The 10,657-nt window shown below is 69.9% G+C and carries 12 protein-coding genes; 10 read left to right on the top strand and 2 right to left on the bottom strand.

Annotated elements, in window-relative coordinates; translation table 11 throughout:
* The 3 genes from Q7P21_RS15930 to Q7P21_RS15920 all read left to right on the top strand — a co-directional run.
* Positions 1-358: flagellin (locus Q7P21_RS15930; RefSeq protein WP_304177860.1), on the top strand; the 358-nt coding region annotated here is incomplete at its 5' end.
* Positions 359-538: 180 nt separating this feature from the next.
* Positions 539-1,771 (top strand): NAD(P)/FAD-dependent oxidoreductase, encoded by a 1,233-nt coding sequence (locus Q7P21_RS15925; RefSeq protein WP_304170542.1) that lies wholly within the window; start codon positions 539-541, stop codon positions 1,769-1,771.
* 2 nt (positions 1,772-1,773) lie between these two features.
* Positions 1,774-2,136 carry a nuclear transport factor 2 family protein gene (locus Q7P21_RS15920; protein WP_304170541.1) on the top strand — a complete coding sequence of 121 codons (363 nt, stop codon included), beginning with the start codon at positions 1,774-1,776 and terminating at the stop codon, positions 2,134-2,136.
* Between the two features lie 12 nt (positions 2,137-2,148).
* On the opposite strand, the gene purU is transcribed toward Q7P21_RS15920, so the two are convergent.
* Positions 2,149-2,997: a formyltetrahydrofolate deformylase gene (gene purU / locus Q7P21_RS15915; RefSeq protein ID WP_304177858.1), complete on the bottom strand. Its 849-nt coding sequence runs from the start codon at positions 2,995-2,997 to the stop codon at positions 2,149-2,151.
* Positions 2,998-3,139: 142 nt separating this feature from the next.
* Here purU and argE point away from each other — a divergent pair, with 142 nt between their 5' ends.
* On the top strand, positions 3,140-4,318 hold the full coding sequence (gene argE, locus Q7P21_RS15910) for an acetylornithine deacetylase (protein WP_304177856.1): 1,179 nt from the start codon (positions 3,140-3,142) through the stop codon (positions 4,316-4,318).
* Here the strand turns inward: argE and Q7P21_RS15905 are convergent.
* Positions 4,278-5,318: a glycosyltransferase family 2 protein gene (locus tag Q7P21_RS15905; RefSeq protein ID WP_304170521.1), complete on the bottom strand. Its 1,041-nt coding sequence runs from the start codon at positions 5,316-5,318 to the stop codon at positions 4,278-4,280. The genes argE and Q7P21_RS15905 overlap by 41 nt on opposite strands.
* A gap of 30 nt (positions 5,319-5,348) precedes the next feature.
* Here Q7P21_RS15905 and rfbC point away from each other — a divergent pair, with 30 nt between their 5' ends.
* The 6 genes from rfbC to Q7P21_RS15875 form a co-directional block, all read left to right on the top strand.
* Entirely contained in the window at positions 5,349-5,906 is a 558-nt protein-coding gene (rfbC, locus tag Q7P21_RS15900) for a dTDP-4-dehydrorhamnose 3,5-epimerase (protein WP_304170520.1), read from the top strand.
* Between the two features lie 2 nt (positions 5,907-5,908).
* A complete protein-coding gene (locus tag Q7P21_RS15895; RefSeq protein WP_304170518.1) occupies positions 5,909-6,742 on the top strand; it encodes an acyl-CoA thioesterase II in 834 nt (277 codons plus the stop codon).
* A gap of 105 nt (positions 6,743-6,847) precedes the next feature.
* Entirely contained in the window at positions 6,848-8,293 is a 1,446-nt protein-coding gene (locus Q7P21_RS15890; protein ID WP_304177854.1) for an MFS transporter, read from the top strand.
* Between the two features lie 89 nt (positions 8,294-8,382).
* Positions 8,383-9,288, top strand: coding sequence for a glutathione S-transferase family protein (locus Q7P21_RS15885; RefSeq protein ID WP_304177852.1), 906 nt, complete (start codon positions 8,383-8,385; stop codon positions 9,286-9,288).
* A 21-nt stretch (positions 9,289-9,309) separates the two neighbouring features.
* Positions 9,310-10,128, top strand: coding sequence for a crotonase/enoyl-CoA hydratase family protein (locus Q7P21_RS15880; protein WP_304177850.1), 819 nt, complete (start codon positions 9,310-9,312; stop codon positions 10,126-10,128).
* 2 nt (positions 10,129-10,130) lie between these two features.
* Positions 10,131-10,657: glutathione S-transferase family protein (locus Q7P21_RS15875; protein ID WP_304177848.1), on the top strand; the 527-nt coding region annotated here is incomplete at its 3' end.

The raw sequence follows: 10,657 nt of genomic DNA, 5'->3' as shown, positions 1-10,657 counted from the left end.
GACCGTCAGCGCCCAAGACCTGTCCCTCGGCGGGGCGAACGTGACGGTCGCCGCGACCGACTCGATCGGCACCCAGACCATGGCGCAGAACATGATCGCCACGGTCGCCACCTCGATCGGCAACGTCTCGACGGCGCTGTCGCAGCTTGGCACGGGCGCCAAGTCGCTGTCCTCGCACCTGACCTTCGTGGGCAAGCTGCAGGACTCCATCGACGCCGGTGTCGGCAACCTGGTCGACGCCGACCTGGCCAAGGAAAGCGCCAAGCTCACCTCGCTGCAGACCAAGCAGCAGCTGGGCGTCCAGGCGCTCTCGATCGCCAACAGCTCGTCCTCCGGCCTGCTCAGCCTCTTCCGTTAATCGCCCGAAAAGACGGCGATAGCCCTCTCCGGGCTGTGTAACCTCCGCGGCCTCCCGACCCTCCGGTCGGGGGGCCGTTTTGTTTTGACCGCCTTTGGGTTTTCATTCCGCCGGGGAACGGGTGGCTAGATGCCGCCACATCCGAGGCGCGATCGCGCCCGGCCCCTGCGGGAGGCGGACATGGCGGACTATGACCTCATCATCGTCGGCGGCGGGATCGCCGGCTCGGCCCTGGCCCAGATCATGGCCGCAGCCGGATCCAGCGTGCTGGTGCTGGAAGCCTCCGAGGTCTTCGAGGACCGGGTGCGTGGCGAATGGATCGCGCCGTGGGGGGTGAAGGAAGTGGTCCGGGTCGGGCTCTACGAGCTCTTGATGGGCGCCGGCGGCCACCACGTCCAGACCCATGTGACCTATGACGAGAGCCGCTCGGCCGAAGCGTCCGAGGCCGAAATCCTGCCGCTCTCGATCTTCGCCGAAGGCATAGCCGGGCCCCTGTGCCTGGGCCATCCGCGCCATTGCCAGACCTTGATGGACGCCGCCGTCGCCGCCGGCGCGCGGGTGGTGCGCGGGGCGCAGGTCTCGGAGATCGGGGCCGGCGCCCAGCCCTTCGCCGCCTGGCGCGACGCCGATGGCGACCATCGCGCCACCGCCCGGCTGCTGGTCGGCGCCGACGGCCGCGCCTCCTTCGTGCGGGAAAACCTGGGCGTGCCGCTCAACCAGGATCCGCCTCACCACATGTTCGCCGGCCTTCTGGTCGAAGGCGCCGAGGCCTGGGACGCCACCCGCCAGGTGATCGGCGCCGAGGGCCAGTTCGGCTTCCTGGCCTTTCCGCAAGGGTCGGGACGGGTCCGGCTCTATGGCAGCTATGCGCTGGACCAGCGCCGCCGCTTCTCGGGCGCCGACGGCACGGCCAATTTCCTGGCCGCCTTCCTGGCCGAATGCGCCCCGGCCAACCGCATCCTGGCCGAGGCCCGGCCGGCGGGGCCCTTGCTCAGCTATTTCAACAACGACGCCTGGACCGACCAGCCCTTTGTCGAGGGCGCGGTGCTGATCGGCGACGCCGCCGGCTGGAACGACCCGATCACCGGCCAGGGTCTGTCGATCACCTATCGCGACGTGCGCCTGGTCAGCGAAATCCTCCGGGCTTCCAGCGACTGGTCGGCCGCCGCCCTGGCCCCCTATGGCGAAGAGCGGGCGGAGCGGCTTCGGCGCCTCAGATTCTCAGCGGCGCTTACCGCCGCTCTCGACGCCGAGTTCGGCCCGGAGGCTGCTGAGCGCCGCCGCCGGCATCACGAGCGCTCCGCCGCCGACCCTTCGCTGAAGGCCCACGCCATCGCCGTGATGGCCGGTCCCGAGGTCCTGCCGCCCGACGTCTTCACCCCCGAGCACTGGGCCCGGGTCCTGGAGCTGTGACCATGGACATCGCCGACTACAACGCCCGCTGGCTCGCGGCCTGGACCGCCAAGGACGTCGAGGGCCTGCTGGGCTTCTACGCCCCGGACTGCCGCTATGTGGACCAGCAGGTCCCGCACGGCCTCCAGGGCCACGACGCCTTGCGCGCCTATCTCACCGGCCTGTTCGGGGCCACCCCGCCGATGAGCTACAATCCCGACGAGGTCTGGACGATCCCGGGCGGCTTCTGCGGCCGCTGGTACTGTGTCGCCGGAACGGACCCCAAGGCGGCCCCGGTCCTGCGCGGCTTCGATCTGGTCATCCTGAAGGGCGACCGCATCACCCTCAACGAGGTCTATGTGCACCCGCTCGCCCCCATGGGCTGAGGCCGCCGCGCCTCAGTCGGTGAAGACGATGGTCTTGGAGCCGTTCAGCAGCACCCGGTCTTCCAGCCGCCAGCGGACGGCGCGGGCCAGCACCCGGCGCTCTATGTCGCGCCCCTTGCGGATCAGGTCGCGCGGCGTGTCGCGGTGGCTGATCCGCTCGACGTCCTGTTCGATGATCGGGCCATCGTCGAGGTCGGCGGTGACATAGTGGGCTGTGGCCCCGATCACCTTGACCCCGCGCACATGGGCCTGGTGATAGGGCTTGGCCCCCTTGAATCCGGGCAGGAACGAGTGGTGGATATTGATGCACCGCCCCTCCAGCTTGGCCGCCAGGCCGTCGGACAAGACCTGCATGTAGCGGGCGAGGACGACGAGGTCGGTCCCGGTGTCCTGGATCAGTTTCCAGATCGCGGCCTCCTGCTCCAGCTTGGTCGAGCGGGTGACCGGCAGGTGGTGGAAGGGCACGTCGGTCAGGTCGAGGTGGGCGTAGGTGTCCTGGGCGTGGTTCGAGACCACCGCCGACAGCTCCATGGGCAGTTCGCCGCGACGCCAGCGATAGAGCAGGTCCGCCAGGCAATGGTCCTGCTGCGAGGCCAGGATCATCACCTTGCGCTTGATCTTCGGGTCGCGGATCGACCAGAGCATGGAGAAGCCCTGGGCCATGGGCGCGAACTCGGCGCTCAGGGCGTCGAGATCGCCGTCCTTGGCCTTCAGGTCGAACACCACCCGCATGAAGAAGACGCCGGTTTCCTCATCGTCGAACTGCTGGGCGTCGAGGATGTTGCAGCCACGCTCGAACAGGAAGGTCGAGACGCGGGCGACGATTCCGGGCTGGTCGGGGCAGGACAGGGTCAGGATCATGCCCGCGCCTAGGCCCAAGAACCGCGCGGCCGTCAAACCTTTTCGCCCGTCTGCCCGCAAAACGGACGACGATCTGCGCCCTGCGGCGGCGTCCGCGCCGCCGGCTTTGCCCGCCGCCTGGCCCGGGACTAGGGTGGCGACCATGTCGCTCTCCCAAACCCTCGCGCCGCGCGCGCTCAGCCTGCTGGACACCCTGGTCGGCTTCGACACCACCTCGCGGCTGTCGAACCTGGCCCTGATCGAATGGGTCGAGGCCTATCTCGACGACCATGGGGTGGCGCATCGCCGCGTGCCCAACGCCGATGGGACCAAGTCCAACCTCATCGCCACCGTCGGGCCCTCCATCCCCGGGGGCGTGGTGCTGTCGGGCCATACGGACGTGGTGCCGGTGGACGGCCAGGCCTGGAGCTCGGACCCGTTCAAGGTCACCCTCCGCGAGGGCCGGCTCTATGGGCGCGGGACCTGCGACATGAAGGGCTTCCTGGCCCTGGCGCTTGCCGCCGTGCCGGACCTGGTGGCCGCCGACCCGAAGAAGCCCGTCCACCTGGCGCTGTCCTATGACGAGGAGATCGGCTGCCTGGGGGCGCCGGACATGATCCGGGTCATCGCCAACGAGCTGCCCCTGCCGGCCCTGGTGGTGGTGGGCGAGCCGACCAACATGGAGGCGGTGCGCGGCCACAAGGGCATCTCGACCTTCCGGGTCACGGTCACCGGCCATGAGGCCCATTCCAGCCAGACCCAGCTGGGCGCCTCGGCGGTGATGGCGGCGGTCAAGCTGATGGCCTATCTCTCTGACCTGGCCGACCAGCTGGAGCGCGAGGCCGATCCCGCCTCGCCCTTCACCCCCAAGCACGCCACCCTGACCATCGGGGTGGTGAACGGCGGCACGGCCGGCAATATCCTGGCCCGGGAATGCGCCTTCCTGTTCGACCTGCGCTGCCAGGGCGGGCTCGACCCGGACCAGATCCTGGCCGGCTTCTACGCCAGGGTCGCCGAGACGGACGCGGCGCTCAAGGCCCGCTTCCCCCATGCCGGCGTCACGATCGAGCGCCGCTCCAACACCCCGCCCCTGAACCCGGAGGAGGGCGGCGTCGCCGAGGCCTTCGCCCGGCGGCTGGCCGGCGACAATGGTCCGGCCCGGGTGGTGGCCTTCGCGGCCGAGGCCGGCCAGTTCCAGGGCGCGGGCTTCTCGACCGTGATCTGCGGTCCCGGCTCCATCGACCAGGCCCACCAGCCGGACGAGTTCGTCGAGGTCTCTCAGATGGAGCGCGGCGCGGCCTTCATGGCGCGGCTGGTCGACTGGGCGCGATCGGGCGAATGACCGGGCGGCGGCCGCGCAGGTCCTGGAGGTTCCAGGTCATGGCCCGGGCGATCGCCCAGGCCGAGACGCGACGCTGGGCCTGGGCGCGTTTGCGGCCGGCCAGGGCCAGGCCGATGTCCTTGAACGCCGCGCGATAGGCCTTCAGCACCACGGGGACCTGCTTGCGGCCCTCGACCCGGGTCGAGATCACCAGCACCGCCAGGAGGTGCAGCGGCAGGACCAGGGGCAGCAGCGGCCAGGGGGTGTCCTTCACCAGCACCCAGAAGCGGTTGCGCGTGCCATGGAACACCGCGAACTCCGACTTCGGCCCGCCGGACGAAGCCGAGCCCACATGGCGGATCACCGCCTTCGGCACGACCACGGTCGGCTCGCCGGCCAGCTGCAGCCGGTAGCCCAGGTCGACGTCCTCGCAATAGCAGAAGAAGGTCTCGTCGAACCCGCCGAGCCCCAGGAACAGGGCCCGGTCGATCAGCATGGCCGCCCCGCAGGGGGAGAAGACATAGCCCTCCGGCGTATCGCCCGGATCGGGGCGCATATAGCCGCCCCGATAGGGGATGCAGGGGCCGCTCATCACGTCGCCCAGGCCGTCCAGCACCGAGGGGTCGTCATCCATCAGCTGGCGGGCGGTGAAGGATCGGACCTTGGGGTGGCGCGCGGCCGCCGCGATCAGGGCCTCCAGCCAGTCGGGCTCGGGGAAGGCGTCGGGGTTCAGCAGCGCCAGCCAGCGGCCCCGGGCGGCCTGGGCGCCCTGGTTCATGGCGGCGGCGAATCCCCGGTTGTCGGGGTTCTCGATCAGCCGGGCGAAGGGGTGGGCGGCGGCCACGCCTTGCGCCTCTCCATCAGGGGAGGCGTTGTCGACCAGCACCAGCTCGAAGTCGCGAAAGCTCTGGGCCGCGAGGCGTTCGACGCAGGCTGCGAGGGTCGGACCGCTGCGATAGGCGACAATGACGACGCTCACCCGTGGCGCTTCGGTCTTGTCTTCCCCCGTGGCCTGGGTCATGCGGTGGCGGTTCCTTGACGTCGGTAGACCATGACGACCATCACGCCGCTCGCCCTCCCGGAAATCCTGCTTATCACGCCCAAGCGCCATGGCGATGCGCGGGGCTGGTTCACCGAGACCTGGAGCCGCCGCGCCTTCCAGGCCGCCGGGCTCGACCATGACTTCGTGCAGGACAACCAGGCCTTCAGCGCCAAGGCCGGCACGGTGCGCGGCCTGCACTTCCAGCAAGCGCCGCATCCCCAGGCCAAGCTGGTCCGGGTGCTGAGCGGGGCGATCCATGACGTGGCGGTGGATGTGCGCCCGGGCTCGGCGACCTTCGGCCAGTGGGTCGGGGCCCGGCTGACCGCCGAGGGGGGCGAGCAGCTCTTGATCCCGCGCGGCTTCGCCCACGGCTATTGCACCCTCACGGACGACTGCATGCTGGCCTACAAGGTCGATGGCGACTATGCGCCGGGGACCGAGGGCGGCGTGGCCTGGGACGATCCGGACCTGGCCATCGCCTGGGGCGTCGATCCCGACCAGGCGATCACCTCGGACAAGGACAAGGTCCTGCCCCGTCTCAAGGACATGCCGCAGGCGAGGTTCTGATCATGGCCGATCCCAACGAACTGCTGACCATCCTCGACCTCGAGCAGCTTGAGCTCGACATGTACCGGGGCCACACCCCCGATCCCGACCGGGGCCGGATCTATGGCGGCCAGGTGGTGGCCCAGTCGCTGGCGGCGGCCTATCGCACCATCGAGGGCCGTCACTGCCACTCGCTGCACGCCTATTTCATCCGCCCCGGCGATCCCAAGGTTCCGATCCTGCTGCAGGTGGAGCGGGTGCGCGACGGCGGCTCCTTCGCCGTGCGCCGGGTGGTCGCCATCCAGCACGGCAAGCAGATCTTCAACCTGGCCGCCTCGTTCCAGACGCCGGAAGAGGGCTTCGAGCACCAGATCGAGATGCCGGTCTCGCCGCCGCCGGAGGACCTGCTCAATGAGGAAGAGCTGCGCGCCCAGGCCGGGCTCGATCCCGCCAGCCGCAAGGTCTGGCCGGTGGAGGTGCGTCCCTGCGATCCGCAGCCGCACGGGGTGGCGACCAGCCTGCCGCCGCAGGACATGTGCTGGTTCCGGGCCCGCTCGCCCCTGGGCGACGACGTGCCGACCCATCAGTGCGCCCTGGCCTATGGCACGGACATGACCCTGCTGGACGTCTCGCTGCGGCCGCATGCGGTCTTGTGGAGCGACGGACGGCTGCAGGTCGCCAGCCTCGACCATTCCCTGTGGTTCCATAAGCCCAGCGACTTCGCCCAGTGGCATCTCTATGTGCAGGACAGCCCCTCGGCCTCGGGCGGGCGCGGCTTCAATCGGGGCTCGATCTTCACCCGCGACGGCGTGCTGGTGGCCTCGGCGGCCCAGGAAGCGCTGATCCGCTATCGTTGATGCCAAAGATGGCGCGTTCTTCACTTGCCCTGAGGGCCGCGAGCCCCTCAAGTGACCGCAGATAAGTGAACGTGGCGTCGCCAAGCGCCCGAGGGAGCGGTTGGATTGAATAGCGTTGCGCCGGCGGGGGACCGTCTGTCCTTCTCCACCATTCTGGGCTTCTCCGTCGCCAACCTGCCGCTCGGCGCGCTCGCCGTCGCCGTCGCGGTCTATCTGCCGCCCTATTTCGCCAGCCACCTGGGCGTCAGCCTGGGGGCGGTGGGCGCCGCCTGGGCCATCGTCCGGCTGCTCGACATCGGGGTCGACCCGGTGCTGGGCGTGATCATGGACCGCACCCGCACCCCCTTCGGCCGCTACCGGCCCTGGCTCGCCATCGGCATCCCGGTGATGATGCTGTCGGTCTGGGCCCTGTTCGAGGCCCGGGCCGGGGTGACCGAGCTCTATCTGGTCGGCTGGCTGCTGATCTACTACCTGGGCAATTCGATCCTGGCGCTCGGCCACTCGGCCTGGGGCGCGACGCTCTCGACCCAGTATCATGAGCGCAGCCGGGTGTTCGGCGTGGTCGCCATGCTGGGCGTCATGGGCGCGGTGATCGTGCTCCTGTTCCCGATCCTGGCCGGCCACTACGGCCGCAGCGGCGCCCAGTCGGTGCGCGACATGGGCTGGTTCATCTTCTGGCTGACCCCGATCACGGTGGCGATCTGCTGCTTCCGCACGCCTGAGACCATCACCCGTGACCATGGCGCCGAGCAGTTCCGGTTCCGCGACTACCTGTCCCTGCTGGTCAAGCCGGACCTGATGCGGCTGTTCCTGGCCCAGATGTCCCTGACGCTGGGCCCGGGCTGGATGAGCGCGCTCTATGTGTTCTTCTTCACCGACTCCCGGGGCTATACGCCGGGCGTCGCCTCGATCCTGTTGCTGACCTATGTGATCGCCGGGGTGGCCGGCGCGCCGCTGACCGCCAGGCTCGCCCAGAAGCTCGGCAAGCACCGCACCCTGATGGTCACCACCACGGCCTATTCCCTGGGGCTGTGCATGGTCATGGTGGTGCCGAAGGGCAATGTGGTCCTGGCCCTGCCGGTGATGTTCTGGTGCGGCTTCATGGCCGCCGGCTTCGACCTGATGATCCGCGCCATGCTGGCCGATGTCGGCGACGAGGTGCGGCTGGAACAGGGCAAGGAGCGGCTGAGCCTGATCTATGCGCTCAACACCCTGGCCGCCAAGATCGCCTCGGCCTTCTCGATCGGCCTGACCTTCCCGCTGCTCGCCAGGCTGGGCTATGTGGCCAAGGAGGGGTTCAAGAACACGCCCCAGGCCATCCACTCGCTGGAGCTGGCCTATATTCTCGGGCCGATCTTCTTCGTCATGCTGGGCGGGTTCTGCGTCATGGGCTGGCGGCTCGACGCCAACCGCCACGATGAGATCCGCCGCGAGCTGGATCGCCGCGACGGCCTGGCCGTGGCCGGCTACGAGGAGGCCCCGATCATCGACAGCCTGGGCGGGGCGCCGGTCGTGGCCATCATCGAGGACGCAAATCCCGGCCCGGCCTGACGCCGGGTCACGGTAGGCTCGGGCCGAAATCCGTGACAGCCTAGGGCCTTGAGGCCGATCCGCGAGAGATCGGCCCCCCGGGGGACGCCATGGCCGAGATCATCCTGCATCACTATGACACCTCGCCCTTCTCGGAGAAGGTGCGGGTCATGCTGGGGCTCAAGGGCCTGGCCTGGTCCTCGGTGCTGACCCCCAACATGATGCCCAAGCCGGACCTGGTCCCGCTGACCGGCGGCTATCGCAAGGCCCCGGTGATGCAGATCGGCGCCGACATCTATTGCGACAGCCAGGTGATCCTGGCCGAGCTGGAGGCCCGCGCCCCCAGCCCGACGCCGGCTGCGGGGGCCGACTGGGCGGTCAATATCTGGGCCGACCGGGTGTTCTTTGGCGCCACGGTGCCGGTGGTGTTCGGCGAGCTCGGCCACCTGACGCCCCAGGCCTTCATCAAGGACCGCGAGAAGCTGTCGGGCCGGCCCTTCGACGTCGCCGCCATGGCCCAGGCGGCCGGGCCGATGCGGGTGCAGTGGCGGGCCCAGGCCAGCTGGATCGAGGAGGGCCTCGCCGCCTCGCCCTATCTGGGCGGTGAGCAGCCGACCCTGGCCGATGTCGCGGCCTATATGAACATCTGGTGGCTGGGCGCCGCCCTGCCCGCGACCGCCCAGGCGCTCACCGCCGGCTTCGAGCGGCTGGCCGCCTGGAAGGGCCGCATGGCCGCCCTGGGCCACGGCCAGCGCACCGAGATCACCGGGGCGGCCGCCCTGGCCGTCGCCAAGGAAGCCGAACCGGCCCCGGCCCCCGCCCACGACGCCGCCGACCCCCTCACGCCCGGCCAGTCCGTGGTGGTCATGGCCGACGACTATGGCCGCGACCCGATCCCCGGCGCGGTGGTGTCGGCCACCCCCCAGCGGCTGATCATCGCCCGCGACACCGCCGACCTCGGCCGGCTCCACCTGCATTTCCCCCGGGTCGGCTTCGTCGCCGTCCCCGGCGCCTAGACCTATCCAAGGAGACTTCCCATGACCGACCGCATTCAGGTCACCATCACCAACGGCGTCGCCGACGTCCGCCTGGTCCGCGTCGACAAGATGAACGCCCTGGACGACGCCATGTTTCAGGCCCTGGTCGACACCGGCGAGCGGCTGAAGACCGAGACCGGCCTGCGCGCCATCGTGCTGTCGGGCGAGGGCCGGGCCTTCTGCGCCGGCCTCGACATGGGCAATTTCGGCAAGATGGCGTCGGGCGAGCGCAAGGCCGGCGAAAGCTCGGCCGGCGGCAGCCTGGTCACCGCCAACCGCACAGACGGCGGCTCCAACCGCGCCCAGCACGCGGTCATGGTCTGGCGCGAACAGCCGGTGCCGGTGATCGGCGCGATCCATGGCGTGGCCTTTGGCGGCGGCTTCCAGCTGGCCATCGCCCCCGACATCCGCCTGGTCGCCCCTGACACCAAGCTGGCGATCCTGGAGATCAAGTGGGGCCTGGTGCCCGACATGGCCGGCATGGTGCTGCTCAAGGGCATGGTCCGCGACGACATCGCCCGCGAGCTGACCTATACGGGCCGCATCTTCGACGGGACCGAGGCCGCGCGCATCGGCGTCGCCACCCGCACCAGCGCCGATCCCCGCACCGAGGCCCTGGCCCTGGCGAACGAGATCGCCGGCAAGAGCCCGACCGCCATCCGCGCCGCCAAGCGGCTGTTCGCCGTGCAGGCCCACGCCACCCAGCGCGAACTGCTGGAGGCCGAAAGCGCCGAACAGACCGCCCTGATCTCCTCGCCCAACCAGGTCGAGGCGGTGCTGAGCAACATGCAGAAGCGCGCCGCCGTCTACGCCGACTGAGCATGCTGACCCTGTACCACTGCGCCGACGCCCGCTCCTTCCGCGCCCTGTGGGCGCTGGAGGAGCTGGGCCTCGACTACGAGCTGAAGCTGCTGCCCTTCCCGCCCCGGATCCGCCAGCCGGACTACCTGGCGGAAAACCCGCTGGGCACCATTCCGCTGCTGGTCGATGGCGCGACCCGGATGACCGAGTCGGCCGCCATCGTGCAGTATCTGGCGACCAAGGACGGCCCCTCGGCCCTGTCGGTGCAGCCGGGCGAAGCGGCCTATGGCGCCTGGCTGAACGGCCTGCATTTCGGCGAGGCGACGCTGACCTTCCCCCAGACCCTGGTGCTCCGCTACACGCGGCTGGAGCCCCAGGAACGGCGCAATCCGCAGGTCGCCGAGGACTATGGCCGCTGGTTCGTCTCGCGGCTGAAGGTGCTGAACGACCTCATCCCTGACGGCGGCTGGTACTGCGCCGGCCGCTTCACCGGCGCCGACATCTCGATCGGCTATGCGCTCTTGCTGGCCGAGACCCTGGGATTGTC

It is taken from the genome of Phenylobacterium aquaticum (genome assembly GCF_947378715.1).
In the GTDB taxonomy this organism is placed as follows: Bacteria; Pseudomonadota; Alphaproteobacteria; order Caulobacterales; family Caulobacteraceae; genus Phenylobacterium; species Phenylobacterium aquaticum_A.
The sequence above is the reverse complement of the archived record's forward strand: the minus strand, read 5'-3'. Positions and strand labels throughout refer to the sequence as shown.